At 56.8% G+C, this 23,963-nt stretch carries 22 protein-coding genes; 18 read left to right on the top strand and 4 right to left on the bottom strand.

Annotated elements, in window-relative coordinates; translation table 11 throughout:
* Positions 1-217: 217 nt before the first annotated feature.
* From R1T46_RS08470 to R1T46_RS08425, 10 genes are all read left to right on the top strand, one after another.
* A complete protein-coding gene (locus R1T46_RS08470) occupies positions 218-1,219 on the top strand; it encodes a metalloregulator ArsR/SmtB family transcription factor (RefSeq protein WP_317307988.1) in 1,002 nt (333 codons plus the stop codon).
* Positions 1,220-1,367: 148 nt separating this feature from the next.
* Complete coding sequence (metK, locus tag R1T46_RS08465) at positions 1,368-2,558, top strand: methionine adenosyltransferase (protein WP_085679302.1); 1,191 nt, start codon at positions 1,368-1,370, stop codon at positions 2,556-2,558.
* 57 nt (positions 2,559-2,615) lie between these two features.
* Positions 2,616-4,010 (top strand): adenosylhomocysteinase, encoded by a 1,395-nt coding sequence (gene ahcY, locus R1T46_RS08460; RefSeq protein ID WP_317307987.1) that lies wholly within the window; start codon positions 2,616-2,618, stop codon positions 4,008-4,010.
* Positions 4,011-4,022: 12 nt separating this feature from the next.
* Positions 4,023-4,892, top strand: coding sequence for a methylenetetrahydrofolate reductase [NAD(P)H] (gene metF / locus R1T46_RS08455; RefSeq protein ID WP_317307986.1), 870 nt, complete (start codon positions 4,023-4,025; stop codon positions 4,890-4,892).
* A 222-nt stretch (positions 4,893-5,114) separates the two neighbouring features.
* Positions 5,115-5,873 (top strand): transporter substrate-binding domain-containing protein, encoded by a 759-nt coding sequence (locus R1T46_RS08450; RefSeq protein WP_317307985.1) that lies wholly within the window; start codon positions 5,115-5,117, stop codon positions 5,871-5,873.
* Between the two features lie 69 nt (positions 5,874-5,942).
* Positions 5,943-6,614, top strand: coding sequence for an amino acid ABC transporter permease (locus tag R1T46_RS08445; RefSeq protein ID WP_041334074.1), 672 nt, complete (start codon positions 5,943-5,945; stop codon positions 6,612-6,614).
* Between the two features lie 13 nt (positions 6,615-6,627).
* The gene (locus R1T46_RS08440; protein WP_317307984.1) at positions 6,628-7,374 is read left to right on the top strand and encodes an amino acid ABC transporter ATP-binding protein; all 747 of its coding nucleotides are present in this window, start codon (positions 6,628-6,630) and stop codon (positions 7,372-7,374) included.
* Between the two features lie 197 nt (positions 7,375-7,571).
* Positions 7,572-7,874, top strand: a complete 303-nt coding sequence (gene yafN, locus R1T46_RS08435) for a type I toxin-antitoxin system antitoxin YafN (protein WP_317307983.1) — start codon at positions 7,572-7,574, stop codon at positions 7,872-7,874.
* Entirely contained in the window at positions 7,868-8,266 is a 399-nt protein-coding gene (locus tag R1T46_RS08430) for a type II toxin-antitoxin system YafO family toxin (protein WP_317307982.1), read from the top strand. The genes yafN and R1T46_RS08430 overlap by 7 nt, the downstream gene beginning before the upstream one ends.
* A 111-nt stretch (positions 8,267-8,377) precedes the next feature.
* Positions 8,378-8,944 (top strand): DUF6933 domain-containing protein, encoded by a 567-nt coding sequence (locus R1T46_RS08425; RefSeq protein WP_317307981.1) that lies wholly within the window; start codon positions 8,378-8,380, stop codon positions 8,942-8,944.
* 42 nt (positions 8,945-8,986) lie between these two features.
* Here the strand turns inward: R1T46_RS08425 and R1T46_RS08420 are convergent, their stop codons facing one another.
* Positions 8,987-9,475, bottom strand: a complete 489-nt coding sequence (locus R1T46_RS08420) for a DUF2505 domain-containing protein (RefSeq protein ID WP_317307980.1) — start codon at positions 9,473-9,475, stop codon at positions 8,987-8,989.
* Between the two features lie 182 nt (positions 9,476-9,657).
* On the opposite strand from R1T46_RS08420, the gene R1T46_RS08415 reads away from it, so the two are divergent.
* From R1T46_RS08415 to R1T46_RS08400, 4 genes are all read left to right on the top strand, one after another.
* On the top strand, positions 9,658-11,010 hold the full coding sequence (locus tag R1T46_RS08415) for an adenosylmethionine--8-amino-7-oxononanoate transaminase (protein WP_317307979.1): 1,353 nt from the start codon (positions 9,658-9,660) through the stop codon (positions 11,008-11,010).
* Positions 11,011-11,018: 8 nt separating this feature from the next.
* Entirely contained in the window at positions 11,019-11,753 is a 735-nt protein-coding gene (locus tag R1T46_RS08410) for a 16S rRNA (uracil(1498)-N(3))-methyltransferase (RefSeq protein ID WP_317307978.1), read from the top strand.
* Positions 11,754-12,014: 261 nt separating this feature from the next.
* Positions 12,015-13,244, top strand: coding sequence for a hypothetical protein (locus tag R1T46_RS08405; RefSeq protein WP_317307977.1), 1,230 nt, complete (start codon positions 12,015-12,017; stop codon positions 13,242-13,244).
* Positions 13,245-13,368: 124 nt separating this feature from the next.
* Positions 13,369-14,415, top strand: a complete 1,047-nt coding sequence (locus R1T46_RS08400) for an HDOD domain-containing protein (protein WP_317307976.1) — start codon at positions 13,369-13,371, stop codon at positions 14,413-14,415.
* Here the strand turns inward: R1T46_RS08400 and R1T46_RS08395 are convergent.
* The 3 genes from R1T46_RS08395 to R1T46_RS08385 form a co-directional block, all read right to left on the bottom strand.
* On the bottom strand, positions 14,412-15,734 hold the full coding sequence (locus tag R1T46_RS08395) for a YihY/virulence factor BrkB family protein (RefSeq protein WP_317307975.1): 1,323 nt from the start codon (positions 15,732-15,734) through the stop codon (positions 14,412-14,414). The genes R1T46_RS08400 and R1T46_RS08395 overlap by 4 nt on opposite strands.
* Positions 15,735-15,864: 130 nt before the next feature.
* A complete protein-coding gene (gene malE / locus R1T46_RS08390) occupies positions 15,865-17,082 on the bottom strand; it encodes a maltose/maltodextrin ABC transporter substrate-binding protein MalE (protein WP_317307974.1) in 1,218 nt (405 codons plus the stop codon).
* A 163-nt stretch (positions 17,083-17,245) separates the two neighbouring features.
* On the bottom strand, positions 17,246-18,181 hold the full coding sequence (locus R1T46_RS08385; protein ID WP_317307973.1) for a D-2-hydroxyacid dehydrogenase: 936 nt from the start codon (positions 18,179-18,181) through the stop codon (positions 17,246-17,248).
* Positions 18,182-18,278: 97 nt separating this feature from the next.
* On the opposite strand from R1T46_RS08385, the gene tmpT reads away from it, so the two are divergent.
* From tmpT to R1T46_RS08365, 4 genes are all read left to right on the top strand, one after another.
* The gene (gene tmpT, locus R1T46_RS08380) at positions 18,279-18,932 is read left to right on the top strand and encodes a thiopurine S-methyltransferase (RefSeq protein ID WP_286748981.1); all 654 of its coding nucleotides are present in this window, start codon (positions 18,279-18,281) and stop codon (positions 18,930-18,932) included.
* A 233-nt stretch (positions 18,933-19,165) separates the two neighbouring features.
* Positions 19,166-21,088 carry a PrkA family serine protein kinase gene (locus R1T46_RS08375; RefSeq protein WP_127401836.1) on the top strand — a complete coding sequence of 641 codons (1,923 nt, stop codon included), beginning with the start codon at positions 19,166-19,168 and terminating at the stop codon, positions 21,086-21,088.
* A 39-nt stretch (positions 21,089-21,127) separates the two neighbouring features.
* Positions 21,128-22,417, top strand: coding sequence for a YeaH/YhbH family protein (locus R1T46_RS08370; RefSeq protein WP_208855183.1), 1,290 nt, complete (start codon positions 21,128-21,130; stop codon positions 22,415-22,417).
* The gene (locus R1T46_RS08365; protein ID WP_127401837.1) at positions 22,414-23,961 is read left to right on the top strand and encodes a SpoVR family protein; all 1,548 of its coding nucleotides are present in this window, start codon (positions 22,414-22,416) and stop codon (positions 23,959-23,961) included. Before R1T46_RS08370 ends, R1T46_RS08365 begins: the two co-directional genes overlap by 4 nt.
* Positions 23,962-23,963: the final 2 nt, after the last annotated feature.

The raw sequence follows: 23,963 nt of genomic DNA, 5'->3' as shown, positions 1-23,963 counted from the left end.
AAGGTGAACGGTTAAAAAGAAGGCGCGTATTTTCGCCGATTAGTGACCACCGGGGCAAATCGGCGACACTCTTTTTATGAATGTTTTACGGATGTTTTCAACACCGGAATTTTCGCACAGAAATTTTATCTGATTTTTCAAACAGATCTAAATCTATATCAATTTATTTTGATATAGATATTGATTGCCCGGAAAGACATGCCTACACTTCTTTCCCATGACATCCATGACCACACCTGAAAATGACCTGTCCTCCGTGGACGCCCTGGCACCGATCTTCAAAGCGAGCGGAGACCCGTTGCGCCTGGAGATTCTGCGGGTGTTGCGTCGGGACACCTTCGGTGTACTGGAACTGAGCCAGCTCTTCGAGATGCGCCAGTCGGGCATGAGCCATCATCTGAAGGTGATGCACAAGGCAGGACTGCTTGAGCCCCAGCGGGAAGGCAACGCCATTTTCTACCGGCGTCCTCTGAATCTCGAAAGCGACAAGCTGACGGATCAGACCATCCGCCAGGTCTTCCAGAGCGTGGATCGCGCTCCTTTGTCGGCGCACCTGCAGGAAAAAATCGAAGCCATTCGCAATCAGCGTGCGGACCAATCCCAGGCGTTCTTCGCCCGTTATGCCGAGAAATTTCGGGAGCAGCAGGAACTCATCGCCGCGTTCGATCTATACGCCGAACCGGTGGCGAACCTGATTCGCAATCGATCCGAACGTCATCGATGGAAAACAGCACTGGAAATCGGTCCCGGTGAGGGCGCATTCCTGCCGGTGCTTTCAAACATCTGCGAACACGTCGTGGCACTGGACAACTCTCGCGACATGCTGGCCAAGACCACCCGAACCTGCATCGACGAACGCCTGAATAATGTTGACCTGATCGAAGGCGTCACCGACAACCTGCTGGCACGTGGTGACGATTTTGATCTAGTGGTGGCCAACATGGTCCTGCACCACGTACCTAGCCCCGCGGACATTTTTCTGGATGCCTCGGCATTGATGAACACCGGTGGCTGCCTGTTTGTCAGTGATCTGTGCAGCCATGACCAGGATTGGGCGAAGGAAGCCTGCGGCGATCTATGGCTGGGCTTTGAACCGGAAGAGCTTACCAGTTGGGCCACCGATGCAGGCCTGGTTGCGGGTGAGTCGCTGTTCATCGGGCTGAGAAACGGCTTCCAGGTGCAGGTGAGAGAATTCTGGAAAACCGCAGAGTCCACATAGGACAGAAATAAAAACTGTATCAATTTTTTTTGATATAGAAATATGCAGACTCTGAAAACTGATTTACGATACCGAACATCAAAACTGCCGGCCTTAATCAAACTCCATTGCCGGCCCGAATTTGCAACGCTCACAGAGGAGCAACCCTATGTCTGATTACAGCGTCTTTACCTCCGAATCGGTCTCTGAAGGCCATCCTGATAAATTGGCTGACCAGATTTCCGATGCCGTCCTCGACGCCATCCTGGTTGACGACCCTCATGCCCGGGTTGCGTGCGAAACCATGGTAAAGACCGGGGTGGCGATCGTCGGTGGTGAAATCACGACCAGCGCCTGGGTGGACCTGGAAGACCTGGTGCGCGGCGTGATCAAGGACATCGGCTACACCTCCTCTACCGTGGGCTACGACGGTGACACCTGCGGCATTATCAACATCATTGGCAAGCAGTCCGTGGACATCGCCCAGGGCGTTGACCGCCAGAAGCCGGAAGACCAGGGCGCCGGCGACCAGGGCCTGATGTTCGGCTACGCCAGCAACGAAACCGACGTGCTGATGCCGGCCCCGATCACTTTCTCTCACCGTCTGGTACAACGCCAGGCCGAAGCCCGCAAAAGCGGCTTGCTGCCATGGCTGCGCCCCGACGCGAAAAGCCAGGTCACCTGCCGCTATGAAAACGGCAAGGTCACCGGCATCGACGCCATTGTTCTGTCCACCCAGCACGACGAAGACGTGTCCCAGGCAGATCTGAAAGAAGCCGTCATGGAACTGATCGTCAAGCACGCTCTGCCGGCGGAGTTGCTGCACAAGGATACCCAGTTCCACATCAACCCGACTGGCAAGTTCGTGATCGGCGGCCCTGTGGGCGACTGCGGCCTGACCGGTCGCAAGATCATTGTCGACACCTACGGCGGCATGGCCCGTCACGGCGGCGGCGCCTTCTCCGGCAAGGACCCGTCCAAGGTGGACCGTTCAGCCGCTTACGCCGGCCGTTACGTGGCGAAGAACATTGTCGCCGCTGGCCTGGCTGAGAAGTGCGAGATCCAGGTGTCCTACGCCATCGGCGTGGCGCAGCCAACGTCCATCTCCCTGAATACCTTCGGCACTGGCAAGATCAGCGACGACAAGATCATCAAGCTGGTCCGCGAGCACTTCGACCTTCGCCCGTATGCAATTACCAACATGCTGGACCTGCTGCACCCGATGTATCGGGCCACCGCGGCCTACGGCCACTTTGGTCGCGAGCCGGTTGAGATGACGGTTGGCGGCAAGACGTTTACTGCCTTCCCATGGGAGAAGACAGATCGGGCTGACCTGTTGAAGGATGCCGCTGGTATTTGATTTGAAGACCGGTCGTACACACGACCATCACCACTATTTATACGACGGGAGAACACCATGAGCACTCCGGCAGAAAAACTGAAGCAATTCGATGATTACAAAGTTCGCGATATCTCTCTCGCGGGCTGGGGCCGTAAGGAAATCAACATCGCCGAAGGCGAAATGCCTGCGCTGATGGCCCTGCGTGAAAAGTACAAAACCGAGCAGCCGCTGAAAGGCGCCAACATCATGGGCTGCATTCACATGACCATCCAGACCGCCGTGCTGATCGAAACACTGGTTGAACTGGGCGCCACAGTGCGCTGGTCATCGTGCAACATCTTCTCGACCCAGGATCAGGCAGCCGCCGCTATCGCCGAGAGTGGCGTCCCTGTTTTCGCCTGGAAAGGTGAGACCGACGAAGAATACGACTGGTGCCTCGAGCGCACCGTAGGCGCCGACGTGGACGGCTGGGAACCCAACATGATTCTGGACGACGGCGGCGACCTGACGGCGCTGCTCCACGAAAAGTATCCGGAAATTCTGGCCAACTGCCACGGCGTCACCGAGGAAACCACCACCGGCGTACACCGCCTGCAGGAAATGCTGCGGGACGGCAAGCTGAAGGTGCCGGCCATCAACGTCAACGACGCAGTGACCAAGTCCAAGAACGACAACAAGTACGGCTGCCGCCACAGCCTGAACGACGCCATCAAGCGCGCCACCGACCACCTGCTGTCTGGCAAGAAAGCACTGGTCATCGGCTACGGCGATGTGGGCAAGGGTTCTGCCGCTTCCCTGCGTCAGGAAGGCATGATCGTGAAGGTCACCGAAGCCGATCCAATCTGCGCCATGCAGGCCTGCATGGACGGTTTCGAAGTGGTGTCGCCTTACCTCGACGGCGTCAACACTGGCACCGAAGCAGGCGTGGACAAGGCGCTGTTGCAGAACACCGACTTGCTGGTAAGCACCACCGGCAACATGAACGTGTGTGATGCCAACATGCTCAAGGCGATCAAGAGCGGCGCGGTGGTGTGCAACATCGGCCACTTCGACAACGAAATCGACACCGCCTACATGCGCAAGAACTGGGAGTGGGACGAGGTCAAACCGCAGGTGCACGTGGTGTATCGCGACAAGGCCGCCAACGACCACCTTATCCTGCTGTCCGAAGGCCGTCTGGTGAACCTGGGCAACGCCACCGGTCACCCATCACGGATCATGGACGGTTCCTTCGCCAATCAGGTGCTGGCGCAGATGTATCTGTTCGAGCGCAAGTTTGCCGACCTTCCGGAAGAGGCACGTGAAAAGGGTATCTACGTTCAGGTTCTGCCAAAACATCTGGACGAGGAAGTGGCCCGCGCCATGGTGGAAGGCTTTGGTGGCGTGATCACCAAGATGACGCCGGAGCAGGCAAAGTATATTGGTGTACCGGTCGAAGGCCCGTACAAGCCGGAAAGTTACAAGTACTGATCAGGTAGCAGCATGGAAACCCAGAAACAGTTCAAACGTCGCTTCAGCTTTGAGTTTTTTCCACCCAAGACCGACAAGGGCTGGGACAAGCTGCAGGGCGTGCGCAATACGCTGGCCGAGGTTGACCCGGATTTCTTCTCGGTCACCTTTGGCGCTGGCGGCTCCACCCGGGACCGTACCGTGCAGACGGTACTGGACCTGCACAAACGGGGCGTGTCCACCGCGCCGCACCTGTCCTGCGTGGGCGCCACCCGCGACAGCATTGCGGAACTGCTGGATGTTTACCGCGACAACGGCATCAACCGCATCGTCGCCCTGCGAGGCGACATGCCATCCGGCATGGGCGCTGCTGGTGAACTGCGTTACGCCAATGAGCTGGTGAGTTTTATCCGCGAGTACAGCGGCGATACCTTCAATATTGAAGTAGCGGCCTACCCGGAGTTTCATCCCCAGGCCCGCACCGCGGAAGACGACCTGAAGAACTTCGCCCGCAAGGTCGAAGCGGGTGCCAACAGCGCCATCACCCAGTACTTCTTCAACGCGGACAGCTACTTCTATTTCATCGACCGTCTGGAGAAGATGGGCGTCACCATTCCGGTGGTGCCAGGCATCATGCCCATCGTCAACTTCTCCAACCTGACCCGATTCTCGGACATGTGCGGCGCGGAAATCCCCCGCTGGATCCGCAAGCAGCTGGAGGCCTACGGCGACGACAGTGACAGCATCCGCAAATTCGGTGAGGAAGTGGTCACCGAGATGTGTGCGAAACTGATTGCTGCCGGGGCACCCGGATTGCACTTCTATACCCTGAACCAGGCGGAACCGAGCCTGAGTATCTGGAAAAACCTGGGGATTGGTGAGCGGGAGAAGATCGCGTTTTAAGTTTTCGCCGCTCTCCCCGACGCTCCCCCAACTCTCTCCCTCCATGGGAGAGGGTTCACCCCCGCCAACCATTTGATTTCCTGCATTTCTCCTCCTGATGGTCTAAAGTGTAGTGGTTGTAGTTCCACTAACCACCCCCGGGGAGAACTGGCTTGATCAGTCTGCATTTTCGGAGCGCTCCACCGAGCGCACGGGTGACAACAAGCAAAAACAGGAGATTGTATGAGCACCAAATGGCTTAAGACGGTTGGCGCAACATTGGCACTTACCGTTGCCGCAGGCACTGCCAGCGCAGAGACCCTGCGCGTCGTCACCGACCCCAGCTTCGTGCCGTTCGAAATGATGGACCAGGAAACCGGCGAAATGATCGGTTTCGACATGGAGATCATCCGCGAAGTGGCAGACCGTGCCGGCTTTGAGATCGACCTGAACACCATGGACTTCAATGGCATCATCCCAGCCCTGCAGACAGGCAACGTGGACATTGCCATTGCCGGGATCACCATCACCGAAGAGCGTGAGGAAATCGTTGATTTCTCCGACCCGTATTACGATTCCGGCCTGAGAATTCTGGTGCGCCAGGACAACGACAAGGTTGGCGAGATTTCCGACCTGGAAAGCGTGAAGATCGGCACCAAGATCGGCAGCACCAGTTACGACTACCTGATGAAGACGCTGGACGAGAATGACGGCGTAACGCCCTACCCAGGCAGTTCAGACATGTACATGGCGCTGATGTCAGGCGCCGTTGACGCGGTGTTCTACGATGCGCCCAACGTTGGCTACTTCGCCAGCACCCGCGGTGAAGGCAAGGTCAAAACCGTTGGCAAACTCTATGAAGGCCAGCAGTACGGCATCGCCCTGAAAAACGGCAGTGAGTGGGTGGATGACGTTAACGAAGCCCTGGCCTCCATCAAGGAAGACGGCACCTACAAGAAGATCTACGAGAAGTGGTTCGGCCCCATGCCGGAAGACATGTAAAACTGAAAACCACAGCCGGGGTGTACAACACCCCGGCTGGTAACTCCCCATCCAACGGAGACATCCACTGTGGAATTCCAGTTTCAGTTTGACTGGCAGGCAGCCATCAACGCCGTTCCTTATTTGCTCAAAGGTATTCCCTATACCCTGCTTATTTCTTTTGGCGGCCTCGCCATTGGTTTTGTGCTGGGCATTATTTTCGGCCTGCTGAGCATCAACAAAAAATGGTTTTTTCGCTGGCCCGCAACCGCGTACATCGAAATTTTCCGCGGCACCCCCATTCTCGTGCAGGTGCTTTTTATCTTTTACGGTCTGCCCGATCTGGTTGGCGGCCCGATTGACCCGCTGACCGCCGGTATCGCCGCCATTGCCCTGAACTCCGGCGCCTATATTTCCGAAGTGGTCCGGGGCGGCGTGCAATCCATCGACAAGGGCCAGACCGAAGCCGGCCTGTCGCTGGGCCTGTCGCGCTCCCAGACCTTCTGGTCGATTATCTGGCCCCAGGCCTTCCGCCGCATGATTCCGCCCTTGGGCAATCAGGCGATCGTGAGCATCAAGGACACATCACTGTTCTCGGTCATCGGTGTGGGTGAACTGGTTCGCCAGGGCCAGGTGTACATCGCCAACACCTTTACCGCCTTCGAGGTCTACTTCGTGGTGGCGATCATGTACCTCGCGATTACCCTCTCCCTCTCACTCGTGCTCCGCCTGATAGAGCGGCGCGGACTGGCTTCTGTCTGAAGGATAGGTACCCATGACACAGATCGTGCAAATGCAGGGCATGAACAAGTACTTCGGTACCCTGCATGTCCTCAAGGAAATTGACCTGACCGTTGAAGCCGGCGAAGTGGTGGTGGTTATCGGCGCCAGTGGCTCCGGCAAATCCACCCTCATCCGCTGCGTCAACGGCCTCGAAGAGTTCGAGTCCGGCAAGCTGATGGTCGACGGCAACGAGCTTGCCCCGAAGAGTGGCAACCCGAAAGCCCTGGCTGAAATCCGCAAGGAAGTCGGCATGGTGTTCCAGCAATTCAACCTGTTCCCGCATCTGACGGTGAAAAAGAACATCATGCTGGCGCCCCGAAAGGTGAAGGATGCGTCTGAGACCGTTGCCAACGCCACAGCCGAACGGCTCCTGAACCGCGTGGGCATCGGCAGCCAGGCCGACAAATTCCCAAGCCAGCTCTCAGGCGGCCAGCAGCAGCGCGTAGCCATTGCTCGCGCACTGGCCATGGAACCCCGGCTGATGCTGTTCGACGAACCCACCTCCGCCCTGGACCCGGAAATGATCGGCGAAGTGCTGGACGTGATGCGGGAGTTGGCCAAGGAAGGAATGACCATGATGGTGGTCACCCACGAAATGGGCTTCGCCCGCGAAGTGGCCGACCGCGTGATCTACATCCACGAAGGCCAGATTGTCGAGGAAGGCAAACCGGCAGATGTCTTCGACAACCCGCAGAATGAACGCACCCAAGCGTTTCTGAGCCGGGTTTTGGCGCACTGAGCTAAGCTAACATAGCCCCCGATCCTGGGGGCTTTTTCTTGGATGCCTCCCGACGACAGACAATAACGGACGCTCGCTTTCTTCCCAGGCTCCCGGTTTTGACAAAGCCAAACCACAACATTATTATGACTATTAAATTGCACGAAATTTTGAGCAATTATTTGATCAAATCATCATGGTTATAGAGAGGGTTCGTCATGGAAACTCACGCCATCTTGGCGGAGAAATCCGTAAGCATCTCTGCGTTACGCAACAATCCCGCGCAGTATTTTGGCGATCAACCCATTGCTGTTCTGAGCCATAACAAGCCAGCAGGCTATGTTATTGGCGCCGAACTCTTTGAAGAAATGATGAAGCTGATTGGCGACAAGGAAGAAGCCCGGACGTTTCGCGGCCGCTTCAGGCCGTCTGGGGCTGAGTTGACAGAGTACTGCCAAAGCGGTGCTAAAGCGCTGGAGAAGGCCAAGCCTGAGGATTTGGAGGAATTTACTAGGTGGTAGCCGTTTTCACGTCCAGAATCATCGGGAAATCGATGCCGGAAGGACAACTAAAGGATCTGGTGGAAGACTTCAGGAATTACAAGTCAACGGGGCACCGCCCTGAAAATTTTGGACGTGATGTAGCCTATGACAGTGATGTTACACTCAGGATAGTGCGAGAGGAGGAAGTCCAGCATATTCATTTGAAGGATGCTGACTCTAACTGGCCTGTGAGGGCGATGCAGTTTCAGATGACCAGCGACTGTCATCTTCTGTACTGTCAGGGCGCAATAAACGACGATCACTATCTGTTGATCGCTGTTTTGGAGCCTGAGGCTCATCAACTCGCTCGGGACAACAACGTTATGTATCGCGTTGGCCAGGTAGCTGAGAAATTCCGGGCCATCTATTAGCCGCGATTCGAGCGCCCCGCATCCCAAAGACTATACTTTCTATACTCGGGCATGGGCCGGAGAAACGAATTTCATCACTATTCGAACCGCAACGTTCAAACCTGGAAAGCGATGATCCGCCTCCACTGCACCCAAAAGCTGATCGCGAAACTGCCACTGGATACGTCCGGTCGGCTGAAAAGAAAAGCCTTACTGTCGCTAGCAGCCAATGATGAGGCGGAGAGCTCTTTGAGCAGTTGGCACGCCAACCTACTAACTATCCAGCGCCGCAACTGCGTGTTGTTTCTTCATGACAGCACCCGCTTTCCAGTACTAATAACCTGCCTAACCAAACCGGACTTCGCAGAGCTGGATTGGTGGTTTCACGATGCACTGATGAACACACTCCTTAAGTCCGGTGCTAATGCTGCACAAATGGAGGCTGCCGCAAGCGCAATTTCACAACTGTCTTGCGACTCAGTATGCGACCGCTCAGTGCAGGCGACCATGAATCAGATGAAGCAGGATCTGGAACATCAGATCTGGTATGACAATCTCTCGATTACTGACCTGGCGCCACACAGCACCAGTGCCTGGTTAGCGGAGCGGCCATGCACGGGAAAGACAATTAAAGGTTGTATCTGGCCGAAGCGGGCGATGCTGGAGTTGGTCAAAACATTCGCTGCTAAGCACGGTTGACTACCCAAAAGGTGGCAGCGGGATGTTCTCTCAACAACTCACTTATAGCAACTGCCTGGTAACCCTGTACTCCTTCTCGATCTTGGTATGGGAATCATCCGCCAGAAACCGCGCAATCTTCTTGCCCAGTAACGGCACTTCAGACCAGACATTCAGCGTGACGTAGTTGATGCAGGCCTGATCAGTGCCTTGCAGGCGCATGTTGCCCTTGATCTTCGCCGGCACGCCTTCGATCTTCACCCGGAACTCGCAGTGCCATTCACCGTCGTCCTTGCGGAACCAGTGCTCTTCCTGGCGCACGCGATTCCATTCCTTGTGGAAGCTGGCCAGAATACCGGGCACTTCGGTAGACGCCGTCATTTCCCGCTCCACCACCACCTTTGCGGACAAGTCGTCGCGAGTCAGCTCCGATATACGCACATTGCGCGAACCCAGCCGCTGGTTTTTCTCCTGGATATGGGCCTCGTCGAAAAACGAACCCAGCACCCGGTCCAGGCCAGCATCGTATGAATGTCTCAATTCCAGTTCCATAAAGGCCTCCGTATAAGAATGGCCTGATTGTGCGCGGTGAGTTTCGTTCACACATTGGCCCGCCGGTCACCGGCGGATGGCATAGTGGTCAGCAGGCGATGTTAACTGTAATATTCGCACTGGTTAACAACCGACCTTTTGTTGGAACCTGACAGAACCCCACCGTCTGACGGAGATTTATCATGCGTAACGCTGACCTCGTCGCCCGCGGCCTCAAATCCGTATGGCACCCCTGCACCCAAATGAAAGACCACGAAGGCACCTTGCCCCTGGTGCCCATCAAACGGGGCGAAGGGGTGTGGCTGGAGGACTTCGAGAGCAACCGCTACATCGACGCCGTGAGCTCCTGGTGGGTCAACTTGTTCGGCCATGCGAATCCGCGAATCAACGCCGCCATTCAGGAGCAGATTGGTCAGTTGGAACATGTGATCCTGGCGGGGTTTACCCACGAGCCGGTGGTCAGCCTGTCCGAACGGCTTATCGAAGTGACACCGGAAGGTCTCAACAAGTGTTTCTACGCTGACAACGGTTCTTCTGCGATTGAAGCCGCGCTCAAGATGAGCTTCCACTACTGGAAGAATCAGGGCAAACCGGGCAAGAAAAACTTCGTCAACCTGAGCAACAGCTACCATGGCGAAACCCTGGGGGCACTGGCACTGGGCGATGTTGCCCTCTACAAGGACACCTATCAGCCGCTGCTGATGGAAGTCATGACGGCGCCCTCCCCGGATGCGTTCAACAAGGAGCCGGGCGAGACCGACGAGGAGTACGCGCTGCGGCAGTTCGAGGCCATGGACGCACTGTTGGCCGAAAAGCACGACGAAATCTGCGCCGTGGTGGTGGAGCCCCTGATCCAGTGCGCCGGTGGCATGCGCATGCACCATCCGATTTACCACACCAAACTGCGCGAAGCCTGCGACAAATATGGCGTGCACCTGATCGCCGACGAAATTGCCGTTGGCTTCGGCCGCACCGGCACCCTGTTCGCCTGCGAGCAGTCCGGTATCACTCCGGATTTCATGTGCCTGTCGAAGGGCCTGACTGCCGGCTACCTGCCGCTGTCGGTGGTGTTGACCACGGACACGGTCTACAACGCCTTCTACGACGATTACGAAACCCTGAAAGCCTTCCTGCACAGCCACAGCTATACCGGCAACCCCATCGGCTGTGCCGTTGCCCTGGCCACCCTGGACATCTTCCGCGATGACAACGTCATCGAAAACAACAAACGCCTGAGCACCTGCTTGGCAGACTCCGTCGCGCATCTGGCGGACCACCCCAACGTGGGAGACATCCGCCAGCACGGCATGACCCTGGCGGTGGAAATGGTGAAAAACAAAGCCACCAAAGAGCCCTTCCCCTGGCAGGAGCGACGCGGCATCCGCGTATACCAGCATGCGCTCACCCGCCAGTCGCTATTGCGGCCACTGGGTAACGTAGTCTACTTTATGCCCCCTTACGTGATCACCGAAGAACAGATCCGCCACCTGGCCCAAGTGGCCACAGAAGGCATCGAAATCGCCGTACGGGACTGACAAACACCATGCGCATCCCCCGCATCTACACCGACTCACCCCTGAGTGAAGGCGCCACGGCCGGCCTGGACGACAATGCAGCGCAACACGTCGGCCGTGTGCTGCGCATGCAGCCCGGCCAGGAGCTGCTGCTGTTCAATGGCGACGGCAACGACTACCCCGCCACCATCACCGAGGCCGGCAAGAAACACGTGTCGGTCGAGGTAGGAACGCCGTCCGCCAATGCCACCGAGTCCCACCTGGAGATCGTACTCGGCCAGACCCTCTCCAAAGGCGACCGTATGGACTACGCCGTTCAGAAAGCTGTGGAAATGGGCGTTACCCGCCTCGTCCCTCTCACCACCGAACGCTGCGACGTCAAACTCAAAGGCGACCGTGAAGACAAACGCCTGCGCCACTGGCAATCCGTTGCTATCAGCGCTGCCGAACAGTGTGGCCGCGCCCGGGTGCCTGAGATTTTGCCCGTGATGGCACTGCCCGACTGGTTCGACCACACCCAGGACTGTGACCTGCGCCTGGTCCTACACCACCGCACCGAACAATCCCTGGACACCCTGGCCAAACCCGCCCGCGTCGCGTTAATGATCGGCCCCGAAGGCGGCCTCAGCCCGGACGAAATCACCGCCGCCGAAACCGCCGGCTTCCTCCCCGTTGCCCTCGGCCCCCGCGTTCTACGAACCGAAACCGCCCCGGTTGCCGCCATGGCACTGTGTCAGTGGTTGTGGGGCGATATCGGCGGTTGAGCCTACCGACTGTGCCGCCATCTCAATCTGGCGCGCAAGTCATTGACAGAGCCGGCCCCCGACAACATTATCCCTGTCGAGTGATAAGTCTGTTGAGGATAGCTCTGTAGTCGGGGCTGCATTACGGGGAGGCCTTTCCAAAACTGTGCGGAGCCATGGATGGCGGAGCCCAAGCGCCACAGGGATGTGCCGCAAGGAGCGTGTTTTGGAAAGGCCTCCCCGTAATGCAGCAAACTCCAGAACCCAAAAAGCGAACACCGGATGACAAGCCTGCTAAGCAACCCAGAATTCTGGCAATACCTCAGTATCCCGGTCATTGCCGCCCTGATCGGCTGGACCACGAACTGGCTGGCCATCAAAATGACCTTCTACCCGCTGGAATTCGTCGGCAAGCCTCCGCTACTGGGCTGGCAGGGCATCATCCCCTCCAAGGCTCGAAAGATGGCCGCCATCAGCGTCGACGCCACCATCTCCAAAATCGGCACGGTGCGGGAAATTTTCCAGCAGATCGACCCTCAGGTACTCGCCGCCCACATCATCTACACCGTCGAACCCCGCACCGAAGAATACGTCGACGAACTCATGCTCAGGGAATACCCCACCTTTTGGGAAAACCTGCCCTCCTCCGCCAGGAACATGGTCTATGACCGGGTACGTAAATCTACCCCACAACTGGTGGACAACCTGGTCGGTGACGTTTCCGACAACATCGAAGACCTTCTCGACATCAAAAGCATGGTCATCGAACGCCTGGCCAAGGACAAACGACTGCTGAACCGGATTTTCATCGAGTGTGGGGAAGTGGAGTTCCGTTTCATCATCAACTCCGGCTTTTACTTCGGCTTCCTGTTCGGCCTGGTTCAGATGACCGTCTGGTATTTCTACCAAAGCTGGTGGGTACTGCCTTTCTTCGGCCTGATGGTGGGCTGGGCCACCAATTGGATTGCACTAAACGTAATCTTCCGCCCGCTGCATGAAAAGAAAGTCGGCCCTGTCCGACTTCAGGGGCTGTTCCTCAAACGCCAGCAGGAAGTCGCCGAATCCTTCTGCCACATCGTTACCCACGAAATTCTCACCGTTGGTAACATCATCAACGCCATACTGGAAGGCTCTAAGGGCGACCGGGCCCGCAACATGGTCAAAAAGCACATCAAACCCCTGGTCGACGAAACCGCCGGCATGGGCAAGGCTCTGACCCAGATGGCGTTTGGACCAACAGGCTTTGCAACCCTAAAGAACCAGGTCGGCAAAAAAGCCATCGAAATATCGCAAACCTCCTTCAATAACCCGGTGTTCGAAACCGACCGGGCAAGGGCCGTGGAAAGCATCATGGTGGAGCGCATGATTGCCCTCTCGTCTGAGGAGTTTCAGGATCTTCTTCGGCCCTGCTTCCAGGAAGACGAGATCAAACTGATACTGGTGGGCGCCTTCCTGGGCTTCGCCGCCGGTATCTGCCAATTGGTGTTCGTCTTCGGTGGCTCAGTTTTCTGATGCCTCAGCGCCATAAAGCCTGCGGTTATAGCGCTTAGCACTGGGCATAGCCGCCAGCTCATTCTATACTCATAGAGTACGGGCATGTATTTCCCGGCGACTATTCTTTTCCCGGAGGCATCGGATGCCAGGCTTTTTTTCCTGGATTTCAGGACTTTTTTCGTCCGACAAACCAACAAACGCAACCACAACAGTATCTGAACCCCGCCTGCTCAACCCGGTTGTTGCGACAGACGACAGCCCGGACATAGACCCGGCCCTGATTGACCAGTTGGAAGAGTACCTGTTTTGCTGGCTCCTTGACTCGCCTCCCGTCGCGCTGCGATCAGAGGCCGGGCAATGGGATGAGGTTCTGGAAAAACTGCGCTGGCGAATCGCCAATGGTGAACTGGACGAGTTACCGCGCCAACCCATGACGCTGCCAATGCTGATGCGGGCACTCTCCGATGCCAACACCGGCCGTAACCAACTGACGGAGATCATTCTCAATGACCCCGCGTTGACCGACCAGTTGCTGCAAATTGCCAACAGCCCTTACTTCCGTACCAGCGACCAAACCATCGACTCGGTGGACCAGGCGGTCTTTGTCCTGGGCATGGACGGTATTCGTAACGTCGTTTCCGCCGCCATCATGCGGCCGATGATGGCGGCGCGGAACAGTCGGGAAGCGCTCTTCGCACAACGGGTATGGCGCTGGGGGCTCACCTGTGCCCGCAGTGCGGAACTGATTGCCAAGATTCAGGGCCAGGATAGCAGCGTCTATTTCATGGCGGGCTTACTGCCAGCGTTGTCCTACATCACGCTACGAAGGGAGTTGCTGCGCGTTTGCAGAACGGAATCTGGAATGGTGGAACCGCCACCCTCGCTGATCCATATCGCCCTTTCACGCCACCAATGGGCCACATCGCAATTGCTGGCCAATGAATGGAACCTGCCGCCTAAATACCACGCCCAGCTTCTGGCGGCGGAACGACCGGCCCCGAGGCAGCAGCACACCCCGTTGAACGATGGCATCATCATCGGCACCCGGGAGGTGTTACGCCATGCCCACCAGCGCAACATGCCGGAAGACGACGTATTGCGGATTACTCACATCTCGAGGGAACAGTTTACACGGGTGCGCAAGGTGATCCTCGATACCCTGGAGGCTGGTGCAAAAACCCGCGCCTAGGTTTTTTCTCCGTAACCCCCTTCCTGCTTCAGCAGTTCGGCGAAGGACACCGATTCGTGTTCCGGAGGGCGCTCCATCAGATGGCTCGGCACAGCATAGGGTAAACGGTCAGCCACCCGATCCTCATCATGACGTATGGCTTCCAGCACGCTGCCAACAGTAATCCTCTCAAGGGACTGGCCCGGGGCCAGGCAATCGCCGTTGCGACCGGCCAATGTCAGCAGTTGGGCGCGGATCAGCTTGTCACTGATACCACGGGTCACCTCCCCCGGCACCCTGAGTTGCTGCTCAACCGCTTCCTGCTGAGGCGCTGGCCGACCTTCGCTGAAGGGTTTTGCCACCAGCCACATCAACGCCAGCCCGGTTTTTTCCAGAAGTTCCGGCGACAACCGTACCTGGCGGCGTTTGGCCACCGAGCCCGGGTTCTGGAGATAGAAGGCAATGCTGGAGCCCAGCAGCAGAATCATCCAGTTGAGGTACACCCAGATCAACAGGATGATGCCAATGGCGAAACTGGAATAGATGGCAGCGTACTTGGCGGAACCGGCGACAAACGACGCAAACAGCATACCCGCCGCCTGCCAGGATATACCCGCCACCAGGCCACCGATGAACGCATAGCGAAGCTTCACTCGGGTGTTGGGGATAAACACGTACACGAAGGTGAATGCCCCAACCACTAACATGAACGGGGTGAAACGGGTGGCGAAGACAATCATCGAACCGAGCGGTTCGATTTCCATCAGCGACTGCACGAACGCCGACGAGAAAATGGTGGCACTGATACCGATAGCCGACACCATCAACAACGGCCCCACCATAATAACGCTGAGATAATTGCTGAAGCGCTGGGCCATTGAGCGCATGTCCGGCACCCGCCAGATCATATTGAAAGAACGCTCGATTTTCTGCACCAGCGACACCACCGTATAAACCAGCAGTGCCAGGCCGACCGAGCCGAGCACACCCACTTTCATGTTATCCACAAAGCCCAGAATCTGCTCGGCAATCTCGACGCCTTGCGGGCCCATGGGCCGAAAGAACTGGAACAGGAAGGGCTCCATACGCTGGTGCACGCCCAGCGCCTTGAGCACTGAAAAGCTCAGCGCCAGCAACGGCACAATACTGAGCAGAGTGGTATACACCAGGCTCATGGCGTGGAGCGTCAGGTTGCCACTGACGACGTCCCGCACCAGCGCATAGGCCGTTCGCCCGGTTTTATACAGCCAGGTCCATGGCCAGTGTTGCGGTGGATTGGGATTGGCGAGAATCCAGGTTTCCGCAGCCTGAAGCCGATCTTTGAATTGAAATGAAGCCACACAACGTCCTGTTTGCCAGTGTTTTGTACAGATTATCAGTCAGATACCAATTCACAACAAAGTATGGCGTATTGTGTGGCTTTTACTAGCGGTTTCGGCTCAGTAGCACGTTACCATCCGTTGAAACCAGTCAATCAGTAACGTAATGCCGGCGCGTCCAGCCCCGCATGTCATCCAGCCGCTCAAGCCTGCCTGCGGCCTCCTTGAGCGTGGACGCTATGGGGTAATCATCGGCCAACATGCCATCAAAACGGATGGTCATCAGATCCCAGAAGCGTTTCATTTCAGGAATGTTGGGCATGATTTCCCCACGACTGGCGGAACGGAAGGTATGGTCAATAAACGGGTCTTCGCTGAGGGTTTTCACCACATCCAGGTGGGCCACGGCGCCAAGGGGCTTGTCGTCATTCACGGCGTGCAGGCCGGATTCGGTCAGCAGGTAGTCCTCCATGAACCGACGGGCCAGTTCGTGGTTGGTGGACACCGCGCTGATCCCGGCGGCCAGTACGCCCACAAAGGGTTTTCCGGGATCGCCACTGACAGTGGGCACGTCGGCAATGCCCACGTTGATACCGGCGTCCCGTATCTCACTCCAGGCCCAGGGACCGTTGATGATCATCGCTGTCTGGCCAGTTTTGAATCCGTTCATCATGGTGCCGTAATCCGCGCCTGCCGACAGCACACCGGAATCCAGCAAGTCTTTTATGCCTGCCACGGCATCCACAGCACCATCTGTGTCCACGCCGACATCGGAAAGGTCGTAGACCTGGTTTTCCAGGCCGAAACTGTACCCACCGGATCCGGCGAACACGGGCCAGGAAAAATACACATTCTTGTAGTCCCAGGAGATGGCCTCAATACCCTGTGCGCTCAGCCGTTGATGCTCAGCTTTCACGCCTTTCAGCGTGGCGGGCGGCTCTGAAATAAGGTCCTTGTTGTAGAGCAGACTGACCACTTCCATGGCAATCGGGTAGCCGTACACCCGATCGCCCACGGAAACCGCTTGCCAGGCGAAGGGTGCAATGGCCTCACGCACCTGCCCGGATGGCTCGATGGGGCGCAGGTGGCCCTCATTGATCCAGCTGCCAAAACGATCATGGGGCCAGATCACGATATCCGGAGCCTTGGAGGAATAGCCGTAATGGTCGTACTCGGAGGTGAGATCGTCCGGCGTCTCCACAGTCACTTGAATGCCGGTTTCGGCTTCGAAGCGCCGGCCGACCTCAGCCAGTCCTTCATACCCCTTGTCGGAGTTGATCCAGATAAGCAGTTCACCGCGTTCAAAAGAGAACACCGGCGCGGAAAAGAAAACACAGGAAAGCACAAGAGCCAGGTGGGGTCTGATCATAGGTATCGCCCTGTTGTTATTGTTTGAGCGTTGGTGAAACGCATGCCCCCTATCGGGGGCATTTCACAGGGAGTTTAGGCGGGGAGGAACCGCAGCCGCGTCATACGGCTGCGAACTTTTCAAGGGGGAGTGAGGGGGCGTACCCGGGAAAACCGTCAGAAAATCAGACCAGCGAAGAGAGGTTACGCGCCGTAATATCGACGATTCGTTGCCGCGCCTCCCGACTCGCCCAGGCCGAATGCGGCGTCACAATCAGGTTCGGAATATCATCCGCCAACAGCGGATTGCCATTTCGAGGCGGCTCCTCCGTCAGCACATCAAAGCCGGCACCGCCAATGGTCCCTCCTCGCAGGGCATCCGCCAGTGCCTGCTCGTCCACCAGGCCGCCACGGCTGGTGTTGATCAGCAGCGCCTCCTTTTTCATCATCTTCAGTTCGCGGGCGCCTATCATATTCCGGGTGTCATCCGTCAGCAGGCAATGAAGCGACAGCACATCCACTTTGGGCAGCAGCTCATCCAGGGGAATGCGGGGGTAACCGTCCACCTCACCAGTTGCCTGGCCGGGCCTGGCGCCAAGCACAATATTCATCCCGAATGCCTTTGCGCGCTCAACAACGCCCTGCCCAAGGTCGCCATAGCCGACAACCCCCAGCGTGCGCCCTTCCAGTTCCATGATGGGATGATCCATCAGGCAGAACATCGAGCTTTGCCCCCAGCGCCCGGCCCGCACGTCCTTGTCATAATCCACCAAGCGCGTGGCCAGCGCGAGAATCAACGCCATGGTGTGCTGCGCCACGGTGGAGCGGCCGTAGTTGGTCACGTTCATCACCGTTACGTTGTGGTCTTTCGCTGCGTCCTTATCAATGTTGTTCAGCCCCGTCGCCACCACCGCAACCGTTTTCAGCTCCGGGCTGGCCTCAAAGTGCTCCCGCGACAGCACAACCTTATTCACCAACACCGTGTCGAATCCCCGTATGCGCTCCTGCACTTGCGAGGAGGACGTTCGCGGATGTTTGATCATCTCCCCGGTCACTGCCTCAATCGGCGAAAGGTCCACATCTTTACCCAGCGTGTCTGCGTCCAGAAATACGGCTTTCATTCGTCGTTCCTTATTCGTGAGTTTTTTGACCGACCAACAGAGCCCCAGATTAAGTTAGACTGAGCTAAACCTCCAATTGGCGAAAAGGGGAACACTCATGGAACATCAGTTCTGGCACGAACGCTGGGCCAAGAAAGAAATCGGCTTCCACGAAGGCACCGTTAATCAGTACCTCCATGACCACTGGCCAGAACTTGCCGGCAATGGTATCGGCGCCGTGCTCGTTCCCCTGTGCGGCAAAGCTCATGACATGTGGTGGCTCCATGACCGCGGCCACGCTGTCATCGGCGTGGAATTGAGCGAGGTTGCCTGCAAGGATTTTTTCGAAGAGGGCCAGGAGAAAGCGAAGGTTCACCCGGGTGAGCCCTTCACGAAATTCGCCCACGACGATCTCCAGCTTTGGTGCGGCGACTTTTTCCAGTTGGTGCCGGAGGACCTGAAGCACGCCCGACTGGTGTACGACCGTGCCGCCCTGATCGCCCTGCCACCCCACATGCGCCAGGATTATGTCGACCACCTGACCGCTGTGATTCCGGATGGCACCCGCATACTTCTGATCACCCTGGACTACGACACCGACATCAAGGGCCCGCCGTTCAATGTCAGTGACAAAGAAGTACTGAAACTATACTCCGCTGATTACGAGATCGAACACATACTCACCAATACACTGGCAAAAGATCACCCGTTTACCAAGCGTAAAGGGCTTGCTGGCGCGACGGAGAGCGTGTTCCGTCTCAGAAAGCGCTGATACACAATTTAATGAACCTTAACGCTTTTACGCCTGTCCAAGTCCCGAAGCTTGAACTAAGCTCACAGTAACAAGACCGACATAAACGCGTCGGCGTAAATCGGTCTGTTACTCCCTATACTTCCACCCATAACCATAACGACCGCCTGGAGCGGCGGACCCAACAGCAACGGGGATATTGTGTGAACTAAAAGCTGTCTTTTCATGGCAAGAGAGCAAGCGAGGGGCCATCTATGAGCATAATGCAGCATTTCAAAGACCGGTATGAAGCAACTCAAGAAGAAGAATACACTCTTGAGGAATACCTGGAGATCTGCAAAAAGGACCCGGCGGCATACGCCACTGCCGCAGAGAGGATGTTACTGGCCATTGGCGAGCCGGAACATATCGACACATCCCGTGACTCCCGGCTGTCACGTATCTTTTCCAACAAGGTGATCAAGCGTTACCCGGAATTCTCCGAGTTCTATGGCATGGAAGAAGCCGTGGAAAACATTGTCTCCTTCTTCCGCCACGCTGCCCAGGGCCTGGAAGAGAAGAAACAGATCCTCTACCTGCTCGGCCCCGTCGGTGGCGGCAAGTCCTCGCTCGCTGAAAAACTCAAGTCACTGATGCAGAAAGTGCCCTTTTATGCGATCAAAGGGTCACCCGTTAACGAGTCGCCACTAGGCCTGTTCGATCCAGCCGAGGATGCCAGCATTCTGGAAGAGGAATACGGCATCCCGCCCCGCTACCTCAAGTCCATCATGTCGCCCTGGGCGGTAAAACGCCTGCACGAGTATGGCGGCGACATCAGTCAGTTCCGTGTGGTCAAGATGTACCCGTCGGTACTGGACCAGGTGGGTGTATCCAAGACCGAGCCGGGTGATGACAATAACCAGGACATCTCCGCCCTCGTAGGCAAGGTGAATATCCGCATGCTGGAAGACTTCTCCCAGGATGACCCGGACGCCTACAGCTTCAGCGGCGGCCTGTGCAAGGCCAACCAGGGCCTGATGGAATTCGTGGAAATGTTCAAGGCGCCCATCAAGGTGCTGCATCCGTTGCTCACCGCCACCCAGGAAGGCAACTACAACACCACCGAAGGCATGGGCTCCGTGCCGTTCGACGGTATTATCCTGGCCCACTCCAACGAGTCCGAGTGGCAGACCTTCCGTAACAACAAGCACAATGAGGCCTTCCTTGACCGGGTATACATCGTCAAGGTGCCCTACTGCCTGCGGGTGACGGAAGAGATTGATATCTATCGCAAATTGCTGCGCGACAGTTCCCTCTCCGGCGCCCCCTGCGCACCGGACACCCTGGATATGCTGGCGCAGTTCTCCATCCTGTCGCGGCTCAAAGAGCCGGAAAACTCCAGTATCTTTTCCAAGATGCGGGTTTACGATGGCCAGAACATCAAGGACACCGACCCGAAAGCTAAATCGATTCAGGAATACCGGGATACAGCCGGCGTAAACGAGGGTATGGACGGACTGTCCACCCGTTTCGCATTCAAGATTCTGTCCAAGGTCTTCAACTTCGACACCACGGAAATAGCCGCAAACCCGGTTCATCTGCTCTATGTGCTGGAAAAACAGATCGAGCAGGAACAATTCCAGGCCGAGACCCACGACCGCTACCTGCGGTTTATCAAGGAGTTCCTGGCGCCTCACTACGTTGAGTTTATTGGCAAGGAAATCCAGACGGCTTACCTCGAAAGCTACAGCGAATACGGCCAGAACCTGTTCGATCGCTACGTCACCTATGCCGACTTCTGGATTCAGGATCAGGAATACCGTGATCCGGAAACCGGAGAAATTCTCGACCGCTCGTCCATTAACGACGAACTGGAGAAAATCGAGAAACCGGCCGGCATCAGTAACCCGAAAGACTTCCGTAACGAGGTGGTCAATTTCGTGTTGCGGGCACGGGCGAACAACCAGGGTCGCAACCCGTCCTGGCTCAGCTACGAAAAACTGCGCAGCGTGATCGAGAAGAAAATGTTCTCCAATACCGAGGACCTGCTGCCGGTTATTTCCTTCAATCCGAAGGCCAGCCAGGAGGATCAGAACAAGCACAAGCAGTTCGTCGAACGTATGGTCGATCGAGGCTACACGGAGAAACAGGTCCGTCTCCTTGCGGAATGGTACCTGCGGGTTCGTAAGTCTCAATAAGTCAGCCTTCATACGCTGAACTGGAGTGAAACTATGGGTATGACTCACGTAGTCGACCGGCGACTGAACGGCAAGAACAAGAGCGCGGTAAACCGGGAACGTTTCCTGCGCCGTTACCGCCATCATATCAAGAAGGCAGTGGCGGACGCGGTTCATCGGCGCTCCATTACGGATATTGAGCGTGGCGAGAATGTCAGTATTCCGTCCAGGGATACTGACGAACCGATTTTCCACCATGGCCAGGGCGGCAAACGGGAGATGGTGCATCCGGGCAACAAGGAGTTCGTCACCGGTGACACTGTGCCCAAACCTCCGGGAGGTGGCGGCGGAGGCCAGGGACAAGGCCAGGCCAGCCCGGATGGCGAAGGCATGGATGAGTTCGCCTTCCAGATCACCCAGGAAGAGTTCCTCGACTTTCTGTTTGATGATCTGGAGCTTCCCAATCTCGCCCGTAAAAAACTGAAAGACACCGAGGCGTTCAAATACGTTCGCTCCGGTTTTTCAACCCAGGGCATCCCCGCCAAGCTGGACGTGGTTCGCTCATTGCGGGGCGCCCATGCCCGACGCCTTGGCCTCGGTGGCGCGCGCCGCAAGAAAATCCGCCGAATGGAGGAAGAGCTGGCCGCACTGAGAAGTGCACCGGAGGATCTGGACCCGGCGTTCAGCCACGAGGACCAGATCAAAGCCCTGGAGGATGAAATTGCCGATCTCAAGGCCAATGTCCGGCGCATTCCGTTCATTGACGAGATTGACCTGCGTTACCGCCAGCACATCAAGAAGCCACAACCGGCCACCAGCGCCGTGATGTTTTGCCTGATGGATGTGTCCGGGTCGATGACCCAGATGCACAAGGACATCGCCAAACGCTTCTTTATTCTGCTGTATCTGTTCCTGAAGAAGAACTACAAGAAGATCGAAGTGGTCTTCATCCGCCACCACACCAGCGCCAAGGAAGTGGACGAGGAAGAGTTCTTCTACTCCCGGGAAACCGGCGGCACGATCGTATCCAGTGCTCTGAAACTGATGCACAAGATCATCGAGTCCCGCTACTCCCCTGCGGAGTGGAACATCTATGCCGCCCAGGCTTCGGACGGTGACAACTGGAACGATGACTCTCCCATCTGCAGCAAGTTGCTGGCCGACAGCATCCTGCCTTTGGTGCAGTACTACGCCTATGTGGAGATCACGCCCCAGGATCACCAGATGCTGTGGTACGAATACGAGAAGATTCAGGAGCGGTTCCCGCAGAGCTTCGCGCTGCAGCAGATTGCCGATCCTGGTGAAATTTATCCGGTCTTCCGCCAGCTGTTCGAGAGGAAAGCCGCATGACTGACACCATCGACAGACCCAACGAGCCGAAAACCCGGGAACCCATATCCACCAGTTCCGAGTGGACCTTCCCGCTGATCGAGAAATACGACAAGGAAATCGCCAAATGCGCGGCAGAGTTCGGCCTCGACACCTACCCCAACCAGGTGGAGGTGATCAGCGCCGAACAGATGATGGACGCCTACAGCTCCGTCGGCATGCCCGTGGGCTACCACCACTGGTCCTTCGGCAAGCAGTTCCTGTCTACCTCAAAAGGGTATCAGCGGGGGCAGATGGGCCTTGCCTACGAGATCGTGATCAACTCCGATCCCTGCATTGCCTACCTGATGGAGGAAAACACCCTGCCCATGCAGGCGTTGGTGATTGCTCATGCGTCCTATGGCCACAACTCTTTCTTCAAAGGGAATTATCTGTTCCGCACCTGGACGGATGCCAGCGCAATCATCGATTATCTGGTGTTTGCCCGTCACTACGTATCGGAATGTGAGGAACGCTACGGGCTGGATGCCGTGGAGGAAATCCTGGACTCCTGCCATGCCCTGATGAACTACGGGGTCGACCGCTACAAGCGCCCGGCGCCGATCTCTGCGGCAGAGGAGGCACGCCGGCAAAAAGAACGGGAAGAGTACCAGCAACGCAGGCTGAATGACCTGTGGCGTACCATTCCGAAGATGGGCGAGGACGACGACCCCGTCAAGCGCAAGCAGCGCTATCCGGAAGAACCGCAAGAGAACATTCTCTACTTCATCGAAAAGAATGCACCGCTGCTGGAAACCTGGCAGCGGGAAATCATCCGTATCGTTCGCAAACTGGGCCAATACTTCTACCCACAACGCCAGACCCAGGTCATGAACGAGGGCTGGGCCACCTTCTGGCACTACACCCTGCTACACAGAATGTACGACAAGGGCTTGGTGAACGACGGTTTCATGATGGAGTTCCTGCAAAGTCATACGGCCGTGGTTTACCAACCGCCTTTTGACAGCCCCTGGTATTCGGGCATCAACCCCTACACCCTGGGTTTTTCGATGTTTACCGATCTGCGTCGGATCTGTGAGAATCCCACCGACGAGGACCGCGAGTGGTTTCCGGACTTTGCCGGTTCTGACTGGTTGGAAACCCTGCACTTCGCCATGAAGAACTTCAAGGACGAAAGCTTTATCCAGCAGTTCCTGTCTCCAAAGGTGATGAGAGATTTGAAATTCTTTGCCATTCAGAACGATGACGAAGAGGACGTCTATCGGATCACCGCCATTCACGATGACCCGGGCTACCGTAACCTGCGCGAAAAGCTGGCACGGCAATACAACCTGAGCTACCGAGAACCGAATATTCAGGTATGGAACGTGGATGTCAGGGGGGATCGTTCACTCACCCTGCGGCATATTCCCGTCGACCGGGTTCCACTTGGCGACGACACTGACGAGGTTCTTCGCCACGTGCATCGTTTGTGGGGCTTTGATGTCCACCTGGAAAGCGTCGAAAACGGCGTGGTCATGGAAGAATGCCACTGCCCGCAACGGGAGCTGGATGACGCGGATTAGTC

It is taken from the genome of Marinobacter salarius (assembly GCF_032922745.1).
Taxonomy (GTDB): Bacteria; Pseudomonadota; Gammaproteobacteria; order Pseudomonadales; family Oleiphilaceae; genus Marinobacter.
This window is presented reverse-complemented; position numbering and strand designations above follow the sequence as displayed.

What these genes read in the sequence shown, in the direction of transcription:
- R1T46_RS08470 (WP_317307988.1), top strand. Translation starts at nt 218, where the DNA reads ATGACATCCATGACCACACCTGAAAATGACCTGTCCTCCGTGGACGCC.
- metK (WP_085679302.1), top strand. Translation starts at nt 1,368, where the DNA reads ATGTCTGATTACAGCGTCTTTACCTCCGAATCGGTCTCTGAAGGCCAT.
- ahcY (WP_317307987.1), top strand. Translation starts at nt 2,616, where the DNA reads ATGAGCACTCCGGCAGAAAAACTGAAGCAATTCGATGATTACAAAGTT.
- metF (WP_317307986.1), top strand. Translation starts at nt 4,023, where the DNA reads ATGGAAACCCAGAAACAGTTCAAACGTCGCTTCAGCTTTGAGTTTTTT.
- R1T46_RS08450 (WP_317307985.1), top strand. Translation starts at nt 5,115, where the DNA reads ATGAGCACCAAATGGCTTAAGACGGTTGGCGCAACATTGGCACTTACC.
- R1T46_RS08440 (WP_317307984.1), top strand. Translation starts at nt 6,628, where the DNA reads ATGACACAGATCGTGCAAATGCAGGGCATGAACAAGTACTTCGGTACC.
- yafN (WP_317307983.1), top strand. Translation starts at nt 7,572, where the DNA reads ATGGAAACTCACGCCATCTTGGCGGAGAAATCCGTAAGCATCTCTGCG.
- R1T46_RS08425 (WP_317307981.1), top strand. Translation starts at nt 8,378, where the DNA reads ATGATCCGCCTCCACTGCACCCAAAAGCTGATCGCGAAACTGCCACTG.
- R1T46_RS08420 (WP_317307980.1), bottom strand. Translation starts at nt 9,475, where the DNA reads ATGGAACTGGAATTGAGACATTCATACGATGCTGGCCTGGACCGGGTG.
- R1T46_RS08415 (WP_317307979.1), top strand. Translation starts at nt 9,658, where the DNA reads ATGCGTAACGCTGACCTCGTCGCCCGCGGCCTCAAATCCGTATGGCAC.
- R1T46_RS08410 (WP_317307978.1), top strand. Translation starts at nt 11,019, where the DNA reads ATGCGCATCCCCCGCATCTACACCGACTCACCCCTGAGTGAAGGCGCC.
- R1T46_RS08405 (WP_317307977.1), top strand. Translation starts at nt 12,015, where the DNA reads ATGACAAGCCTGCTAAGCAACCCAGAATTCTGGCAATACCTCAGTATC.
- R1T46_RS08400 (WP_317307976.1), top strand. Translation starts at nt 13,369, where the DNA reads ATGCCAGGCTTTTTTTCCTGGATTTCAGGACTTTTTTCGTCCGACAAA.
- malE (WP_317307974.1), bottom strand. Translation starts at nt 17,082, where the DNA reads ATGATCAGACCCCACCTGGCTCTTGTGCTTTCCTGTGTTTTCTTTTCC.
- R1T46_RS08385 (WP_317307973.1), bottom strand. Translation starts at nt 18,181, where the DNA reads ATGAAAGCCGTATTTCTGGACGCAGACACGCTGGGTAAAGATGTGGAC.
- tmpT (WP_286748981.1), top strand. Translation starts at nt 18,279, where the DNA reads ATGGAACATCAGTTCTGGCACGAACGCTGGGCCAAGAAAGAAATCGGC.
- R1T46_RS08375 (WP_127401836.1), top strand. Translation starts at nt 19,166, where the DNA reads ATGAGCATAATGCAGCATTTCAAAGACCGGTATGAAGCAACTCAAGAA.
- R1T46_RS08370 (WP_208855183.1), top strand. Translation starts at nt 21,128, where the DNA reads ATGACTCACGTAGTCGACCGGCGACTGAACGGCAAGAACAAGAGCGCG.
- R1T46_RS08365 (WP_127401837.1), top strand. Translation starts at nt 22,414, where the DNA reads ATGACTGACACCATCGACAGACCCAACGAGCCGAAAACCCGGGAACCC.